This is a genomic window from Planctobacterium sp. AWH2_060 (assembly GCF_056158425.1).
Map to the genome: position 1 here is coordinate 271,406 of NZ_JBSWTG010000001.1, position 18,008 is coordinate 289,413.

Below are 18,008 nucleotides of genomic sequence, written 5' to 3' on the forward strand. Positions count from 1 at the left end.
GTGGGCAGGAAGGAATGTAAAATTTGGGACATTCAGTGCCAGTCCTGAGACTGACACTGATTAAATTAACGTAAATTGAATTAACGCTGTTCGGTGAGTTGTTTCGCCAAGCCAATGTAATTAGCAGGTGTCATGGCTTTTAAAGCGACCTTAGCTTCTTCAGGTAAGGCCAGGTTATCGATGAATTCAGCAATAATTTGTTGATTTACTTTTTTGCCGCGAGTCAACTCTTTGAGCTTTTCGTAAGGCTTTTCAATGCCGTAGCGACGCATGACAGTCTGGATAGGCTCAGCCAGTAATTCCCAGTTGTCGTTGAGTTCGTCTAACAGGCTCTGTTCATTAACTTGCAATTTGCTGATCCCTTTCAGGGTGGCCTGATAGGCAATAAGCGCATAACCTACACCAACGCCCAGATTACGCAGTGCGGTTGAATCCGTTAAATCTCGCTGCCAACGGCTGACAGGAAGCTTAGTTGCAAGGTGAGCAAAAACTGCATTGGCCAGCCCCAGGTTGCCCTCAGAGTTTTCAAAGTCGATCGGGTTAACCTTGTGTGGCATTGTGGAAGAACCAATTTCGCCAGCAATGGTTTTTTGTTTAAAGTGACCCAGTGCGATGTAACCCCAAACGTCGCGATCGAAATCGAGAATGATGGTGTTAAATCGGGCAATGGCATCAAATAACTCTGCAATATAATCGTGTGGTTCAATCTGAGTGGTGTAGGGGTTCCAGGTGATGCCAAGACTGGTGACGAATTCCTCAGAAAACCCATGCCAGTCAATATCGGGATAGGCTGATAAATGGGCATTGTAGTTACCAACAGCACCATTGATTTTACCCAACAGCTCAACTGCTTCGATTTGCTTCACCTGACGAGCTAAGCGCGCTTTCACGTTCGCCATCTCTTTACCCATAGTGGTGGGCGAGGCGGGTTGGCCGTGAGTTCGGGCCATCATAGGAACATTCAGGTATTCACCAGCCAGCGCATCAATGGCATCAACCAGCTTGTTGCACCATGGCAAAATGACTTCATCACGGGCAGCGCGCAGCATCAATGCGTGGGAAAGGTTGTTAATGTCTTCAGAGGTACAGGCAAAGTGGATGAATTCATTAACCGCATTTAATGCGGCATTGTCCTGAACCTTTTCTTTTAAGAAGTATTCAACTGCTTTTACATCGTGATTGGTAGTGCGCTCAATATCTTTGATGCGCTGAGCATCTGCTTCGTTAAATTCTGCGACAATGCTATCTAACAAGGCATTTGCGGCATCGTCAAACTGGGGTACTTCTGTGATTTCATGGTGATTCGATAAGGCTTGCAGCCAGCGAACCTCTACTTCAACACGGTACTTTAATAGGCCGTATTCGCTGAAAATTGAGCGTAATTCAGTGGTTTTATTACCATATCGACCATCAACTGGTGAGATGGCAGTTAAAGCAGACAGTTCCATTCAGGAGTCCCCGTTTTAGAAAGTTTGATTAATAGTCTTTAAAGTGTTCTCTGCGGATTGCAAGATTTTACCGCGTTGAAAAATAATGTTGCGACGTTTTCCACCAAGTTGTCGCCACAGAACCGCCGAGCGTATGCCACCCAATAACAGGGCGCGCACTTTATCCTGGATGGATTGTTGCTTCAGTGAGGCGGGATCGCCTGCTACCTGAATCTTATGTGGCAACGGGCTAACATTATCTTTGTAGATGCTGGCCAGATTAGCAATCATCTGGTTTTCGAATATGGACATCATGCTGGTCTGGCGTTTGATGTTATCTATCCTCTCACCGATGGCCGCCAGCTTGCCGTCACTTTGGGTTATTTTTCGCTCTAAAGTAAGCAGACTGGCTACATAGCGTGTGATTTCCTGATCTTTAGTGGCTTTATCACCCAGTTGTGCGATCAATACTTCAAAACCCAGTTTCAGGTTTTTAAGGGCGCCATAAACGTCCACCGTTGATTCTGGATCAGTGGCTACAATGGAGCTGATGGTGGTCTGGTAAGCCTCTTCGGAATAAGGTTTGCTGCGGGCAATGGACTGTACCAGAATCGCGGCCTGGCAAACACCAGCCAAAGGTAGTTGCATTTCATCAAATCGGTTCATTAACGTATGTAACTCTCAATAATACCGCCACCAAGGCAAACTTCATTGGCATAAAACACAGCTGATTGGCCTGGCGTTACCGCTTTTTGCGGCTCGTCAAAGGTAACCTGACATTGACCTTGCTCATCTACACTTAGTTGGCAGTCAATATCTTGCTGTCGGTATCGGGTTTTAACAGTGCAGCGCAACGTCTCGCCGGTAGCAACCGGATTTTCTCTGGCTACCCAGTGCAGCTGTTTCGCCACCAGGCCATTGGAAAACAGGCGAGGGTGATTGGCTCCCTGACCCACAATAAGGACATTGTTTGCAACGTCTTTGTCCACCACATACCAGGGCTCATCACCGTGATTCTTTGTTCCGCCGATGAACAGACCTTTGCGCTGACCCAGAGTGTGGTACATCAAGCCATCGTGCTGGCCAATTTCTTCACCTTCAGCGGTTTTTATAATGCCAGGTTGTGCCGGTAAAAACTTGCCTAAGAAATCTTTAAACTTGCGCTCGCCAATAAAACAGATACCGGTGCTGTCTTTTTTATCGTGGGTAATTAAACCTTGTTCTTTAGCAATATCCCGCACCAGTGATTTTTCCATGTGGCCGATAGGAAACAGAGTTTGCGCAACGTGTTCACTACCCAGGGTATACAAAAAGTAGCTTTGATCTTTGTTGTCGTCCAGGCCCCGCAACATTTGCCAATTTTCACCGTTTTTACGCCTTTGCACGTAATGACCTGTAGCAATGTAATCGGCACCTAATTCTTCTGCGGCAAATTCCAGAAATGCTTTGAATTTGATTTCTTTGTTGCACATGATGTCGGGATTCGGTGTACGACCTGCTTTGTATTCCGCCAGGAAGTACTCGAATACATTGTCCCAGTATTCAGCGGCGAAGTTGATGGTGTGCAATTCAATGCCAAGTTTGTCGGCCACCTGCTGCGCATCTTTCAGATCTTCAGCGGCTGCGCAGTATTCATCGTTGTCGTCTTCTTCCCAGTTTTTCATAAACAAGCCTTCCACCTGGAAGCCTTGCTCTTTCAACAGATAGGCTGAAACTGAAGAATCTACACCGCCAGACATACCAACGATGACTTTAGTCTGTTCCGGTATGATTTCTTCGCCATACTGAGTAATTGCCTTGGGATCAAAAACTGACATGGTAATTGCTGCTACACCTTGTTTATTTCGAGCTGTTTAAAATGGGGCGCGATTTTAACAAATTAAAGTGGGATATTCATGCCAAATCCATCTAAATCAGAAGAAAAGTTGGGCCTTTTTGTCACATTTCATGAATTATTTGGGCAGGTTAGAGTATGTTGATCTTTGCGTTTCCCTCTGAGACTACCGGGAAACTTCCCGATACTCACCATTGGCAATGCCATCAATGGTCCAGTTGCCAACGCGATAGCGGATCAGGCGCAAAGTAGGGTGACCAATATGCGCAGTCATACGTCTTACCTGTCGGTTACGGCCTTCAGTGATGGTGATGCTAAGCCAACTGGTGGGAATTGACTTGCGCTCTCGAATTGGAGGATTGCGGGGCCAAATATTCGGCTCTTCGATTCTTTTTACTTTTGCCGGCGCGGTTAAACCATCTTTTAGTTCTACTCCGTCACACAATGCTTGAATAGAGGATTCTTCGGGGATGCCTTCAACCTGCGCCCAATAGGTTTTTGAGGTTTTGTGTTTTGGTGAAGCCAACTTATTCTGAAGTTTTCCGTTGTTGGTCAGCACCAGTAGCCCTTCGCTGTCTCTGTCCAATCGGCCTGCTGCATACACATCGGGAATGGGGATGAAATCTTTCAGTGTTTGACGGTTGTCAGCATCGGTAAACTGGGACAATACATCAAACGGTTTGTTAAACAGAATAACCCGGGTCTGAGCTGGTTGGTCCTCTTGGACTTTTGGCTTACGTCGGTTGTGGGCTTTTTTATTGAGAGGCATAAAATTCAGTTTTTTTGTGGTTTTCTGCATAATTATACGGCTTACGCGGTTGTAATTACACAATTCAGCCGTATATCATCACTCGCGAACATTGAGTGTGTTGATCTTGAAAGTTGCAATGAGCGAAGATCAGCATATTTAATTGAGGAGCATAATCCTTTAGGTGAAGTTGGTCTTGTAAAAAATTTCATCTATTGTTTATGTTCTGGATTTCCCTTTTCGTACCATTGTCAGTTCAGTTTATTTTGCATAGCTGAATTGCGTTCGACTAATTATCGGTTGGATTACCAACAGTATCGAGGTTTAACATGGCATCTAAGTCAAAGATTATTTATACCAAAACAGACGAGGCTCCGGCACTCGCGACATATTCTTTGCTTCCGATTATCAAATCATTTGCAAGTGCAGCTGATATTGATGTGGAGTTGAGTGACATTTCATTAGCGGGTCGTATTCTGGCTAATTTTCCCGATTACCTGACTGAAGAGCAAAGAGTTCCGGATGCATTGGCTGAATTGGGAGATCTGACTCAGGAGCCAGACACCAACATCATTAAGTTGCCTAACATCAGTGCATCAATTCCTCAGCTGCGCGCAGCCATCAAAGAATTGAATGCTAAAGGTTATGCCGTACCTGAATTCCCGGAAGATCCAAAAGACGACAAAGAAGCTGATATCAAAGCCCGTTACTCAAAAGTACTGGGTTCTGCAGTAAACCCGGTATTGCGTGAAGGTAACTCTGATCGTCGCGCTCCTAAAGCCGTTAAAAATTACGCCCGCAAGCACCCGCATTCCATGGGCGCATGGAGCCAGGCTTCTCGTTCTCACGTAGCCCACATGCGCGGTGGTGATTTCTATTCCAGTGAAAAATCCACCACCATCGAAAAAGAAGGTCATGTGCGTATTGAGTTCACTGACAAAAGTGGTGCAGTGACAGTACTAAAACCACGCATTGACTTAGAAGCCGGTGAAGTGATCGACGGCATGTTTATGAGCAAAAAGGCGCTGTGTGCTTTCTTCGAAGAGCAAATCGAAGATGCGCGCGCTACCGGCGTACTGTTCTCATTACACGTTAAAGCCACCATGATGAAGGTGTCTCACCCCATCGTATTTGGTCACTGCGTAAAAGTATTCTACAAAGATTTGTTTGAAAAACACGGCAAACTGTTCGAAGAATTGGGTGTTAACCCTAACAACGGTTTGGGCAGTGTTTATGACAAAATTGCATCTTTGCCAGAGTCTCAGCGCTCTGAAATTCAGGCTGACATTAATGCCTGTTACCGCACTCGTCCGCCTATGGCGATGGTGAATTCTGATAAGGGTATTTCCAACCTGCACGTACCTAGTGACGTTATCGTTGATGCCTCTATGCCTGCCATGATCCGTAATTCTGGTCAAATGTGGGGACCGGATGGACAGGCTGCGGATACTAAAGCTGTTATCCCTGAAAGTACTTATGCAACGATTTACCAGGAAGTAATAAACTTCTGTAAAACTCACGGCGCTTTTGACCCAACAACGATGGGCAGTGTGCCAAACGTGGGCTTGATGGCTAAGAAGGCCGAAGAATACGGCTCTCATGATAAAACCTTTGAAATGTTTGCCGACGGTACCATGCGTATCATTGATCAGGATGAAAATGTTCTGATTGAGCACCAGGTGGAAGAAGGTGACATCTGGCGCATGTGTCAAACTAAAGATGCCCCTATCCGCGACTGGGTAAAACTGGCGGTAAACCGTGCCAGACAGTCTGATACGCCAGCTATTTTCTGGTTGGATGATGAGCGTGCTCACGATTCGCAACTGATCGCCAAAGTCACTGAGTACTTAAAAGAGCACGATACAGAAGGCCTGGATATTACTATTCGTTCACCTGTCCGTGCTATCCGTTACAGCATGGAGCGCGCTATCCGTGGTCTGGATACAATTTCTGTAACCGGTAACGTATTACGTGACTATCTGACTGACCTGTTCCCAATTCTGGAGCTGGGTACCAGCGCTAAGATGTTGTCTATCGTTCCGCTAATGGCGGGCGGTGGTCTGTTTGAAACTGGGGCCGGTGGTTCTGCGCCGAAACACATTCAGCAGTTCATTGAAGAAGGTCACTTGCGTTGGGATTCCTTAGGTGAGTTCCTGGCGTTAGCCGTTTCTTTAGAAGATTTGGCAATTAAGAACGACAACAAAAAAGCACAAATTCTGGCAAATGCCTTGGATTCTGCCACTGAGAAGTTGTTAAACAACGGTAAATCACCGCTGCGTCGTGCAGGTGAGTTGGATAACCGTGGTAGCCACTTTTATCTGGCCCTGTACTGGGCAGAAGAGGTAGCTGCGCAATCTGAAGATGCTGAATTGGCAGGCAGGTTTGCACCGCTGGCAAAAGTACTGGCGGAAAACGAAGCGCAGATCATTGCTGAAATCGATGCTACTCAGTCTAAAGATACCGACATCGGTGGTTATTACATGATGGACGATGCGAAAACTGCAAAAGCGATGTGCCCCAGCGAGACGCTGAACAAAGCACTGGCTGCTTATCAATAAGTGAACGCCCCAAAATGCAAAAGCCCGGTTTAAAGTGCCGGGCTTTTTTATTGGATAAATTAAATGAAGCAATTAGTTTATAAGGGGAATAATCTCTTGAATTGAGCCGTTGTACCGAGCACAACGCAAAAAAGCGAATGCCTAGATTCGCTTCTTATCATTAAATTTTGAAGCGAGTTATCTTTCGGCTTCTAGCTCGAAAGTAATATTCTCAGCATGAAGGCCTTTTGGACCATTCTCTACTTCGAAGTTTACTTCCTGACCGGCTTTCAGGGTGCGATAGCCGTCCATTTGAATAGTGGAGTAGTGCGCAAAAATATCTTCACCACCACCGTCTGGTACGATGAAACCGAAGCCTTTTGCATTATTGAACCATTTAACTTTACCAACAGCCATACTTCTGATCCTAAGTTTTCCTTGAACTGAACTTTTAATGCCCCCACTATCTCTTATGTGATGTGGGATTTCTTATTATTTGTAACAAACTGTAGATTTTTTGACCTGAGTGTGTCAAGCCCAAATTCACAATTTATTAATTTTAATTTACCAAAGTTTAAACCTATTTGATTGTTAGAGTCTATTCTATAGTTATGAGTAAGTCCGACATTATTAATTCTGGTCAGGAAAAGCAGTTAGAAGCGGTCAAACAAAAAGTGCAGCCGCCACCTATGTTCAAGGTACTGCTGAACAATGATGATTACACGCCGATGGACTTCGTGGTGGAAGTTCTGATGCAGTTTTTTAACTTAGACGCTGAAAAGGCAAACCAAATTATGTTGACCGTTCATTATCGTGGTAAAGCGGTATGCGGTATCTACACCGCTGATGTTGCCGAGACGAAAGTTATGCAGGTAAACCAATATGCCCGCAAACATCAGCATCCATTGCTGTGTTCTATGGAACAGGCATAGTCGTTAAAGGGGAAAGCATGTTAAACAAAGATTTAGAAAGAACCCTGAATGAAGCGTTTATTTTCGCCAGAGAGCATAAACACGAGTTTATGACGGTGGAACATTTGTTGCTGGCGTTATTAGACAATCCCTCCGCAAAAGAAGCACTCAAAGCTTGTGGTGCTGACATAGAAGCGATACGTGCAGAATTAACCCAATTTGTAAAAGAAACAACCCCCCTGATCCTCGAAGAAGACGGCGCGGATCGCGAAACTCAACCGACGCTTGGGTTCCAGCGGGTATTGCAACGTGCGGTATTCCACGTGCAGTCCTCAGGCAAAGAAGAAGTCACCGGTGCCAATGTCCTGGTGGCCATCTTCAGTGAACAGGAGTCTCAGGCGGTTTACATTCTGAAAAAGGCCGATGTCACCCGCCTGGATGTCGTTAATTACATTTCTCATGGTATCAGCCGCAACGAAGATGAAGGTTCAGGCAACGATGCTGAAGAAGCTGAAGAGGGCAGTGAAGGCGAAGAAAGCCAATCTCTGCTTTCCAAATACTCTACTAACCTTAACGCGCTGGCTAAAGACGGTAAAATCGATCCCTTGATTGGTCGTGATGATGAAGTGGAGCGCACAATTCAGGTATTGTGTCGCCGCAGAAAAAACAATCCGCTTTTAGTTGGCGAAGCGGGGGTGGGCAAAACCGCCATTGCTGAAGGTCTGGCATTTCGTATAGTCGAAGAGAATGTGCCTGATGTCATTGCTTCCGCCACCATCTATTCGCTGGACCTGGGTGGCCTGTTGGCCGGTACAAAATACCGTGGTGATTTTGAAAAGCGCCTTAAAGGTATTCTCAAAGAGCTTCAGCAGGACCCTGACGCGATTTTATTTATAGATGAGATACACACCATTATTGGAGCTGGAGCCGCCTCAGGTGGCGTTATGGACGCTTCAAACCTGTTAAAGCCCAAACTTTCTAGTGGTGAATTGCGTTGTGTTGGTTCTACCACCTATCAGGAGTATCAGGGAATTTTTGAAAAAGACCGTGCTCTGGCTCGTCGATTCCAGAAAATCGATATTACCGAGCCCAGTGTTTCTGATACCACTAAAATTCTGATGGGGCTGAAATCCCGCTATGAAAAACACCACAGCATTCGCTATACCAACAAAGCGTTACAGGCCGCCGCTGAGTTGTCTGCCAAATACATTAATGAACGTCACTTGCCAGATAAAGCGATAGACGTGATTGATGAAGCGGGCGCGGGGCAAAGGTTATTGCCCGCATCGCGTCGCAAGAAAACCATTGGTGTACCGGATATCGAGCATATCATTGCTAAAATGGCGAGGATCCCAGAGAAGTCGGTATCCGCATCGGATAAAGACGTGCTTAAAAATCTGGGACGCAATCTCAAAATGGTGGTATTTGGTCAGGACGAGGCCATTGATACCTTAACCGATGCCATTCGCTTGTCCCGCAGCGGCCTGGGTAATGAGAAAAAGCCCATCGGTTGCTTCTTGTTTGCCGGTCCTACCGGGGTTGGTAAAACTGAGGTTACGCAGCAGCTGAGCAATGTCATGGGCGTGGAGCTCGTGCGCTTTGATATGTCAGAGTACATGGAGCGCCATGCCGTGAGTCGCTTGATTGGTGCGCCTCCGGGCTATGTAGGATTTGACCAGGGCGGATTGTTAACCGATGCCGTCATTAAAAACCCTTACTCAGTGGTGTTACTGGATGAGATAGAAAAGGCTCACAGCGATATCTACAACATTCTGTTGCAGGTAATGGATCACGGCACCCTAACTGACAACAATGGCCGCAAAGTAGATTTCCGCAACGTGGTACTGGTGATGACTACCAATGCCGGGGTGCAGGAAACTACCCGTAAGTCGATTGGCTTTAAACAGCAAGATCACAGTCATGATGCCATGTCTGAGATCAATCGCACCTTCTCACCTGAGTTCCGCAACCGTCTGGATGCCACAGTCTGGTTTAATCACCTTAGCGAAGAGGTTATTCTGCAGGTGGTTGATAAGTTTATTGTGGAGCTACAAGCGCAACTGGATGGCAAAGGTGTCTCGATGGAAGTAACCGATGCTGCGCGTAAATGGTTAGCAGAAAAAGGCTACGATAAAGCGATGGGTGCCAGACCGATGGCCCGTGTCATGCAGGAAGATGTGAAGAAACAATTGGCCAACGAATTATTGTTTGGGGAATTGGTGGACGGTGGTGTCGCCAAGATTGGCGTAAAAGCCGATAAGTTGACGTTTACCTACGAAAACGTGAAGAAGAACAGTAAGGCAGAACATTAATCGCTTCTGATTAGGCATTAAAAAAGGTGCATTTAGCACCTTTTTTATTGTCCGTCGGGGACGATACCAATTGGTATTGTTTGCGCGGAAATGTTCTTGCGAACGGATATTATCTGGCGCGGTAAATGATGCGGCCTTTAGTCAGGTCGTAAGGTGTCATCTCTACAGTGACTTTGTCACCTGTCAGAATACGGATATAGTTCTTGCGCATTTTTCCAGAAATATGCGCAGTCACAACGTGACCATTTTCAAGTTCTACACGGAACATAGTGTTTGGAAGGGTTTCCAGGATGGTACCTTCCATTTCAATACAATCTTCTTTCGCCATCTATAAAAATCTAACCTCAGATATCAATACTATAATGCAAATGCGGCGGGGATTTTGCCCAAATAGTGTTCGACTGTAAAGGGCTGAGTGCAAATTATTTCGTTATTAGTTGCCATCCGTCCCTGAAATGACGCTCATGAGGCAAGAATTTAGATTTATAGTTCATTTTCTGACAAGCATCAATCTGGTATCCAAGATAAACATAGGGCTTTTGCCATTGAAAAGCTTTGTCGATTTGAGTCAGGATAGCCAGAGTACCTAACGACCTGTGAGCGTAGTCAGGATCAAAATAGGTATAAAGCGCTGATAATGAGTCACCTAGCTCATCGGTGACCGCCACCATAATGAGTTTTCCGTCCTCCCAAAACTCAAAGAATAAGGGCTGCGACCAACTGCTAAATAAAAACTGATAATATTGTTCGCGATTTGCCGGATACATGGAGCCATCTGTGTGTCGGGTGTTGATATAACGCTCGTACAATTGAAAGTATTCATCTTTGTGCTGGCGACTTACCTGAGACTGTACCTGCCGGTTTTTGGCTAACACCCGTTTTTGACTGCGGCTTGGTTTGAACTTAATCACCGGAATGCGAATTGATTGGCAGGCATCACAGGCCGGGCAATTAGGACGGTAGATTTGCTCACCGCTGCGTCTGAAGCCGTGTGCTAACATGACTTCGTATTGCGATTTTAAATCGGGATCCTGATAACTGGCAAACACCAATAAACGTTCTTTTTCGTCGGGCAAATAGCTGCAATCGAATGTGCCGGTGATGCCAAACTTCATCAGTTCACCGATGTGGTGTTTGAGTTAATTTCGTCCAGTGCTGAGCGCCACAGCCCTTTGGGGTAATCTCTGGCCAGTTCTTGTTTGAGTTGCTTTAAAAAATCTTGGCGGGAAATCGACGTTGCCCCTAAGGAACTCAGATGTTCTGTTTGCATCTGACAATCAATAAAACGACACCCGAAGTGCTTCATATATTGCACAAGGTGATAAAACGCTAATTTGGAGACATTACTCCTGAGATGAAACATAGACTCACCGCAGAATACATTGCCAATGCCGATACCGTATAACCCACCTACTAACTCTTCACCTTCCCAAACTTCGATAGAGTGAGCAAAGCCTGCATTGTGCAATCGAACATAGGCTTGTTGCATGTCTTCTGTGATCCAGGTGCCTTTGTCATCTCTTGGTGTGGAAGCACAGGCTTTAATGACTTGCGCGAACGCCGCATCCTTAGTGACTTTGTAAGTGTGCTTTTTTAAAAACTTGCGAAAGCTTTTGGAAACCTGGTAGTTGTCCAGGTACAAAATGCCTCTTGGATCAGGAGACCACCAAAGCAGTGGCTCACCTTCACTAAACCAGGGAAAAATACCATTTTCATAGGCTTGCAAAAGTCGCTCGACAGATAAATCGCCACCAAAGGCTAACAAGCCGTTAGGCTCTTCCAGCGCTAACTCTGGGGGAGGAAAAGTGACGGCATCATCCAATCGAAATAGCTGGATACTCATTCTCAGTTTGTACTCTGGTTACTACAGCGAAGCCGTTTAACAATGATCAATAGTATGATTTTATGCCACAAACGTTGTGGTCTCAAGCCAGGGTAGGGCAACAATATGATGAATTTTTATGAGTAGAGGCGGGAAAAATTTTTTATTTGTAGTTGCACGCCAAAATAAATGACAGTTTTTTTGTTGGTGCAATAAAAAAGCGCCTGAACTTTCAGGCGCTTAGTGAACAACAAATTGGCTTTAGTCGTTTAGTGCATCCAGAAACTTTTCAGCATCCAATGCTGCCATACAACCGGTACCTGCTGAAGTGATGGCCTGACGATATACATGGTCACATACGTCACCGGCGGCGAAGACACCAGGAATGCTGGTTTGAGTGGCATTGCCATTCAGGCCGCTGTTGATTTTCAGGTAACCATTTTCCATGTTTAGCTGACCTTCAAACAGGCTGGTGTTGGGCTGGTGACCAATGGCCACGAATAAACCCATGACATCCAGCTCTTCAGTGGCATCTGACTGGGTATCTTTAATGCGTACACCGGTTACACCCATATCGTTACCCAATACTTCATCCAACGTTTTATTCAGGTGCAGTGTGATGTTGCCATTTTCGGCTTTATCCAGCATACGCTGAGTCAGGATCTTTTCCGCACGGAAAGTGTCTCTGCGGTGAATGACATGCACTTCAGAACAAATGTTGGATAAGTACAACGCTTCTTCAACAGCGGTATTACCACCACCGATAACGGCGACTTTTTGGTTTTTGTAAAAGAAACCGTCACAGGTGGCACAAGCGGAAACACCTTTACCCATGAAGGCTTGCTCACTTTCCATACCCAGATATTTGGCTGATGCACCGGTAGCAATGATCAGGGCATCACAAGTGTATTCACCCACATCGCCTTTCAGTCGAAACGGACGTTGTGTCACGTCAGCCTCATTGATGTGGTCAAAAATGATTTCGGTATCAAATTTCTCAGCATGTTGTTGCATTCTGACCATCAGATCGGGTCCCTGAAGACCTTCAGGATCGCCAGGCCAGTTTTCAACTTCCGTGGTTGTGGTCAGCTGACCACCTTGCTGAATACCGGTGATCAAAACCGGATTTAAGTTGGCTCGGGCCGCGTAAACGGCTGCGGTATAACCTGCTGGACCTGAGCCCAATATCAGTAATTTAACATGTCTGGCTTCTGACATCGTTATCTCCAAAGTGACTTAAACTATTTCTCATGGCCTGAAAGCAATAACAGCACTAAATATACTTGTAATGCTTTAACTGCAGACCCGCAGCACCGGTTGATAATCCGCTCTGCGCGTATTTGTTATTGTGCTGATTAGATCAACACAATGTTAATTCATAACCTGTCAGGACCTGACTAATGTCATTCTCATTCCCAACCAATTTTTGACGATGTTGGGTTGAAACTCGGTAAATCAAGAGTAGATGATTTATATCTAATAAACGGGAGTTTAAATCTTCCCTGATATTCCGCAATTGATAAAAATCGTTACAAGCAATCAATTATTGTGATTAATCTTTTTTGGCAGCTTTTACGATATAAGGGTAATATTAAAAGAAACTGTAGAGATTTTTTGTTCAAATTGTTTAGCAGCCAGCTGCGCCGGAGTTTGAACAATAATAGTTTCAGATTTTAGATTAAGCGCGAGTTACCAGGTATGTAAGGCGCATTGTAGAGTCAATTGGCGAGAGGTAGTGTCATGGCACAAAGTTTCGGTACCATTCTGCGAGATGGACAGGACTACATGAAGGTCTGGCCCAGACAAAAACAACTATTTTCATTATTCCCTGATGGTAAGGTGGTAGTGGCCACTGAGTTTGCCATAAAAGTTATGCCTCCAGCGGCGGTTATTGCAGCGGCCTCGCTGATCAACATTCACGGTGCGGATTATGCGCCTCAGGCAATCGCTATTGCTGCATTTTTTCTCAGTTTACCGGTACAAGGCCTTTTGTGGTTGGGGCACCGTTCTAAACAGTCCTTGCCGCCCGCCATCAGAAGTTGGTATCGAGAAATTCATAGCAAAATGCGCCAGCAAGGCTGTGAGTTGCAGTCCGCCAAATCGCGACCACGTTACAAAGAGTTAGCACAATTGCTTAAAACGGCGTTTGATGAACTGGATAAGGTGTTCACCCGACAGTTGTTTTAAGGTGTTTCGGTCCGGAAACACCTGTTATTGCCTCATTTTTGTGCAAAAATTCCTCGCTTATCCTGCGTTAGCTCGACAGCCTGTGTGATTGGCATTACTCTTAGCCTATTAGTTGTTTGAATATTCAATAAAATTGATTTGGATCGCATAATGAACAAACATTTTATTACTGCCCAATCACTGCTGGAAGATTCTTTCCGTTTGGCGGCAGAAGTATACAAAGACGGTTTCAGGCCGCAATTTATTATCGGTATCTGGCGAGGTGGCACACCTGTAGGTATCGCGGTACAAGAATTCTTTGATTATAAAAAGGTGCACACTGATCACATCGCAGTGCGTACCTCGTCCTACTACGGCATTAATCAGCAATCAAAAACGATAAAAGTTCATGGTTTGCAGTATTTGGTGGAAAACGCCAATGCTGATGATGGCTTATTAATCGTGGATGACGTGTTTGACTCCGGGCGCAGTATTGCGGCACTCATTGAGCAAACCAAGAAATTGATGCGCCTCAATACGCCCAAGGATATCAGGATAGCTACGCCCTGGTACAAACCCAACAACAACAAAACCAATATCACACCGGATTATTACATACATGAAACCGATGAGTGGCTGGTGTTTCCACATGAGCTGTCGGGTTTGACTAAAGATGAAATTCGGGAAGGCAAGTCAGATATTGCTAACGTGTTAGACGTTATCTTGTAATATCAAATGCACTTGAAACTTAAAGAAGCCGCTTAACCAGCGGCTTCTTTGTTTTTGGGATGCAACAAATTGCGGTAAATTGCAGGGATTGCTTACTTATTTTGCGTAATTGATGTACCAAATTGGCAGCGCTGTAAAAGCTGGTTATTATGGCCGGATCAGGCTTCAGAGAATATACATGGCTGTTCGAATTTTTCATTGGTTAGACGAATCAATTACCCGCAAGATTGGTGGACTTTCCGCTGTTTTATTGACATTTATTCTGGCGCTGGTGTTGTACTCCATTGTGCAGTTACGGGTGATCAGTCAGGAAATCCGTGAACTTGCACATATTGATGTACCTATCTCGGAGATTGCCGCTGAAATTGAAGTGTTGCAGTTGGAGCAACACATCTTTATGGAGCGCTTGCACTATGATTTGAGGTTGGCTGACCAGGGCGAATTTCAGTTGCAACAAACAATGCAGAAAAAATTTAAAGCCTTTTCGCAAGAGTTGAAGCAGCAAATTCACGCCCTTACCAGTGTGATCCGAACCGGTCTGGAGCAGGGCAAAATCGTTAAAAAGAAATCTGCGCACCTAGCGATATTAGCGGCCTTTGACCAGTTCGAAGCGGCGCGAGATGAATTTCAAACCCATGCCAGCAAAGTTTTGTTTAATCGGGTTTCAGTCATTTCTGATGAAGAGTGGGCGCTATTAGAACAGCAAGCAGAATTACTGGATAGCAGTGCAATTAAGGTTCTGCGGGAAGTGGAAGCTATTGCTTTAGATATTAGTAGCCAGGCAGAAGAACACGAAACGCGCTTCTTCTATGTTAATAGTGGATTAGGTATCAGTGCATTCTTGATAGGCATCAATGTGACACTGTTGATTATTGTTTCTTTTCGCCAGCGTATGCGGCAAATCAACAGCCAGATTGACCGACTGCATAAGTCTATTTCCGGGCAAAATGGCACTCTGGAATCCGCCGAACTCAGCCCCAAAGGCCGTGATGAATTGGCCAAACTGGCCAAAGATATTAATCGTTTAATGAGTCGTTACTCTGAAGCCGTGGTGCATCGGGAAAGCATAGAAGAAGCGTTAATTCGGCAGGCTACTACGGATAAATTAACCGGTGCTTATAACCGTCATAAGTGGGAACAGGCGGCCTCTGCGCTACTCAATAAACCAAGCCAAGAACAAGTCTCTAGTATCATATTGCTGGATATCGATAATTTTAAGCAAATTAATGATCAGCAGGGCCACAATATAGGTGATAAGGTTTTACAACAACTGGTTACCGAGATTCATGCCTTAATACGCCAAAGCGATATGGTTTTTCGTCTGGGAGGAGAAGAATTCGTATTACTGCTACAGGCCTGCGACTTGAAAAAAAGTGCCGCGATTGCCGAGAAAATTCGCAGTTATCTGGCGTCGTCACAGCGAGAAGAAATCCCTGTTTTTACCGCCAGCTTTGGGGTAACAGAATTACAGCCCGAAGATAATCTGGAATCATTGCTGGAAAGAGCTGACAAGGCGCTATATCAGGCCAAATCGCAGGGTAAAAATCAGGTTTGTCTAAGCTGATATATACCCAAATCACCTCAAGATGCTAGCTTTCAGCGTGAGATAAAAAACGTTTAGACAAGTAAAAATGACGTAGGCATGGTTGCTCTCACGTCCAGTCATTTTAATGCAGTATAAACGTTTTTTAGCCACGCCCTTCGGGAGCAACACATCACTTCCATTACTGTGTTGCATGTGTTTGAAAGGTAGCCGACATTCCTTCTCACATGCGCCTTGTACTGAAAGCGCTGTGATAGCTCTGAAACAGTATCTTGAGGTGATTTGGGTATATGTAGTTTCTTTTATTCTTCATCTTGTTCAGTTACATTGTGCATCCCGGAACGGAATCATTAAGGAATAAGTTGTGCGTCTAATTTTATGTTTATTTGTTTTTTTCAGCTCTAGTACTTTTGCTGAAGAAGCGCCGTTGGATCTGGAGCGATTGGCTCAGGATTATTTTCAGGCTATGGTGGCCACTCAGATGCCAGAGGCCAGCAGTAAAGACTTAGAAGCTTACCTGGCGTTTTTGACGGATGATGTCGGTCATTCACATTTGCCCTGGGTTACAGATGACTCAAGATCGCCTGATGGCAAAGCCATGATGCGCGAAGGCATGACTTTTTACCTGGGCGCTCACACAGATTACCAGGCAAAATTGTTGGATGTCTTTACGTTTAATTCGTCTGCAATTGCTATCAGATATGAAAATTATGCGAAGGGGATTCACCCCGAGAGTAAACAAGCCATTGAATATCGCGATACTATGATGGAAGTTCTGGAACTGGAGGGTGACAAAGTGGCGGTCATCAGGAAATACCATCAGTAAACAGAGTATAAAGCGGGAGTATAAATAATGGGCTTATTCTCTAAATGTAAAACTGCGGCTGCTATTATTGTTGCGCTGTGCGCACCTCTGATGTCTTTTGCTTCAGGTTTTTCCAATACAGAAAACGTTAAAAAATTTGTCGAGGCCTACAATCATAAGGAGCTGTCGGCGATGCTGGCCTTGGTAAATGATGACATGCAATGGATGAGTGTTTCAGGTGACAACATTGTTGTGGAAACTCAAGATAAAGAGGCTTTGAAAGCGGCCATGAGTGACTATTTTAGTGCTGCATCTGAAAGCCGCTCAGAAATTCGTCATTTGCACGCCAGCGGTGATTATGTATACGCCCTTGAAGAAGCTTTCTGGGAAACTAACAACCAGGTCAAAAGTCAATGCAGTATGGCTGTCTATAGTTTCTCTGCCGGGAAAATCAGCAAAGTTTGGTATTTTCCTTCACATAAATGCGATAATTAAACCTTGTGAAAGGTTAGTAGCCTGAATCATTTCCCATCAATGTAAAACTTGTCGTGAAAGGTATAGACCCAGTGAGGCTTGTAGATTATGAGTAGCGTCATTGTCATGCCATTGAGTAAGCCTTCCGGAAACAACAGCAGTGGAATGAGAATAAGGTAGTTATCCTTTACGATATCCCAACTGTGAATACCTACCAGGCTGTAATACCCACCTAATAAGCCCATTTTCAGTACCAGGCTGGCAAGTCCTGCGAAAAAGCCACAGACAAACACATAGATAAAAAAGTGTTTGGGCAAACGATGAAAGGCAAGCGAGTATATTGCATAGCTAAAGGCCAATGGAGCAATAACAGCCAGCAAACCATTGACGCCCAGCATTGACCATTTTTCCAGCCCTGCCAGTGTCAGTCCAAGCAGAGCCAGTGATGCGCTGATAATAGCCCAGCGCAAACCTAACAATAAAACACAAGCAGTGAGCCATAAAAAATGAACATTCAGCCCTTCGTATATGCCGGTGCGAAACCACCAAAGGGTAAACAGGCAGGCAGCACTGCCAAACACAAAATGCTGCAATTTTCGCTCGTTTAACAGTCTGCTGATATTGACGCTCTTCAGCGTAAACATCAGCAACGCCAGCCAGGCGATAAGAGCAAGGGCTTGAATTGCGGTCATTATGACTA

18 protein-coding genes are annotated in these 18,008 nt (G+C 45.1%); 8 read left to right on the forward strand and 10 right to left on the reverse strand.

Annotated features, from left to right (window positions below; translation table 11 throughout):
• Positions 1–80 precede the first annotated feature (80 nt).
• The 4 genes from purB to ACXAD8_RS01150 all read right to left on the reverse strand — a co-directional run bounded on the left by purB (position 81) and on the right by ACXAD8_RS01150 (position 4,060).
• On the reverse strand, positions 81–1,448 hold the full coding sequence (gene purB / locus ACXAD8_RS01135) for an adenylosuccinate lyase (RefSeq protein ID WP_475224108.1): 1,368 nt from the start codon (positions 1,446–1,448) through the stop codon (positions 81–83).
• Between the two features lie 15 nt (positions 1,449–1,463).
• Positions 1,464–2,093: a high frequency lysogenization protein HflD gene (gene hflD / locus ACXAD8_RS01140; RefSeq protein ID WP_475224110.1), complete on the reverse strand. Its 630-nt coding sequence runs from the start codon at positions 2,091–2,093 to the stop codon at positions 1,464–1,466.
• Entirely contained in the window at positions 2,093–3,244 is a 1,152-nt protein-coding gene (gene mnmA, locus ACXAD8_RS01145; protein ID WP_475224112.1) for a tRNA 2-thiouridine(34) synthase MnmA, read from the reverse strand. Before mnmA ends, hflD begins: the two co-directional genes overlap by 1 nt.
• A 183-nt stretch (positions 3,245–3,427) precedes the next feature.
• On the reverse strand, positions 3,428–4,060 hold the full coding sequence (locus tag ACXAD8_RS01150; protein ID WP_475224114.1) for a pseudouridine synthase: 633 nt from the start codon (positions 4,058–4,060) through the stop codon (positions 3,428–3,430).
• Between the two features lie 278 nt (positions 4,061–4,338).
• On the opposite strand from ACXAD8_RS01150, the gene ACXAD8_RS01155 reads away from it, so the two are divergent.
• Positions 4,339–6,567, forward strand: a complete 2,229-nt coding sequence (locus tag ACXAD8_RS01155; protein ID WP_475224116.1) for an NADP-dependent isocitrate dehydrogenase — start codon at positions 4,339–4,341, stop codon at positions 6,565–6,567.
• Between the two features lie 177 nt (positions 6,568–6,744).
• Here the strand turns inward: ACXAD8_RS01155 and cspD are convergent, their stop codons facing one another.
• Positions 6,745–6,963, reverse strand: coding sequence for a cold shock domain-containing protein CspD (gene cspD, locus ACXAD8_RS01160; RefSeq protein WP_229527792.1), 219 nt, complete (start codon positions 6,961–6,963; stop codon positions 6,745–6,747).
• Positions 6,964–7,157: 194 nt separating this feature from the next.
• Here cspD and clpS point away from each other — a divergent pair, with 194 nt between their 5' ends.
• Together clpS and clpA are read left to right on the forward strand one after the other, a co-directional pair.
• Complete coding sequence (gene clpS, locus ACXAD8_RS01165) at positions 7,158–7,478, forward strand: ATP-dependent Clp protease adapter ClpS (RefSeq protein ID WP_475224117.1); 321 nt, start codon at positions 7,158–7,160, stop codon at positions 7,476–7,478.
• A gap of 17 nt (positions 7,479–7,495) precedes the next feature.
• Positions 7,496–9,769 carry an ATP-dependent Clp protease ATP-binding subunit ClpA gene (gene clpA, locus ACXAD8_RS01170; protein WP_475224119.1) on the forward strand — a complete coding sequence of 758 codons (2,274 nt, stop codon included), beginning with the start codon at positions 7,496–7,498 and terminating at the stop codon, positions 9,767–9,769.
• A 109-nt stretch (positions 9,770–9,878) separates the two neighbouring features.
• Here the strand turns inward: clpA and infA are convergent, their stop codons facing one another.
• The 4 genes from infA to trxB all read right to left on the reverse strand — a co-directional run bounded on the left by infA (position 9,879) and on the right by trxB (position 12,809).
• Complete coding sequence (gene infA, locus ACXAD8_RS01175) at positions 9,879–10,097, reverse strand: translation initiation factor IF-1 (protein WP_338292198.1); 219 nt, start codon at positions 10,095–10,097, stop codon at positions 9,879–9,881.
• 94 nt (positions 10,098–10,191) lie between these two features.
• Entirely contained in the window at positions 10,192–10,884 is a 693-nt protein-coding gene (locus tag ACXAD8_RS01180) for an arginyltransferase (RefSeq protein WP_475224120.1), read from the reverse strand.
• On the reverse strand, positions 10,884–11,612 hold the full coding sequence (aat, locus tag ACXAD8_RS01185) for a leucyl/phenylalanyl-tRNA--protein transferase (RefSeq protein ID WP_475224122.1): 729 nt from the start codon (positions 11,610–11,612) through the stop codon (positions 10,884–10,886). Before aat ends, ACXAD8_RS01180 begins: the two co-directional genes overlap by 1 nt.
• A gap of 240 nt (positions 11,613–11,852) precedes the next feature.
• Positions 11,853–12,809, reverse strand: a complete 957-nt coding sequence (gene trxB, locus ACXAD8_RS01190) for a thioredoxin-disulfide reductase (RefSeq protein WP_475224124.1) — start codon at positions 12,807–12,809, stop codon at positions 11,853–11,855.
• A 522-nt stretch (positions 12,810–13,331) separates the two neighbouring features.
• On the opposite strand from trxB, the gene yfbV reads away from it, so the two are divergent.
• The 5 genes from yfbV to ACXAD8_RS01215 all read left to right on the forward strand — a co-directional run bounded on the left by yfbV (position 13,332) and on the right by ACXAD8_RS01215 (position 17,329).
• The gene (gene yfbV, locus ACXAD8_RS01195) at positions 13,332–13,778 is read left to right on the forward strand and encodes a terminus macrodomain insulation protein YfbV (RefSeq protein ID WP_475224126.1); all 447 of its coding nucleotides are present in this window, start codon (positions 13,332–13,334) and stop codon (positions 13,776–13,778) included.
• A 150-nt stretch (positions 13,779–13,928) separates the two neighbouring features.
• Entirely contained in the window at positions 13,929–14,486 is a 558-nt protein-coding gene (locus ACXAD8_RS01200; protein WP_475224127.1) for a phosphoribosyltransferase, read from the forward strand.
• 178 nt (positions 14,487–14,664) lie between these two features.
• On the forward strand, positions 14,665–16,050 hold the full coding sequence (locus ACXAD8_RS01205; RefSeq protein ID WP_475224129.1) for a GGDEF domain-containing protein: 1,386 nt from the start codon (positions 14,665–14,667) through the stop codon (positions 16,048–16,050).
• A 343-nt stretch (positions 16,051–16,393) separates the two neighbouring features.
• On the forward strand, positions 16,394–16,855 hold the full coding sequence (locus ACXAD8_RS01210; RefSeq protein ID WP_475224131.1) for a nuclear transport factor 2 family protein: 462 nt from the start codon (positions 16,394–16,396) through the stop codon (positions 16,853–16,855).
• A gap of 27 nt (positions 16,856–16,882) precedes the next feature.
• Positions 16,883–17,329 (forward strand): nuclear transport factor 2 family protein, encoded by a 447-nt coding sequence (locus ACXAD8_RS01215; protein ID WP_475224133.1) that lies wholly within the window; start codon positions 16,883–16,885, stop codon positions 17,327–17,329.
• A gap of 26 nt (positions 17,330–17,355) precedes the next feature.
• On the opposite strand, the gene ACXAD8_RS01220 is transcribed toward ACXAD8_RS01215, so the two are convergent.
• Entirely contained in the window at positions 17,356–18,000 is a 645-nt protein-coding gene (locus ACXAD8_RS01220) for an energy-coupling factor ABC transporter permease (RefSeq protein WP_475224135.1), read from the reverse strand.
• Between the last annotated feature and the right edge of the window lie 8 nt (positions 18,001–18,008).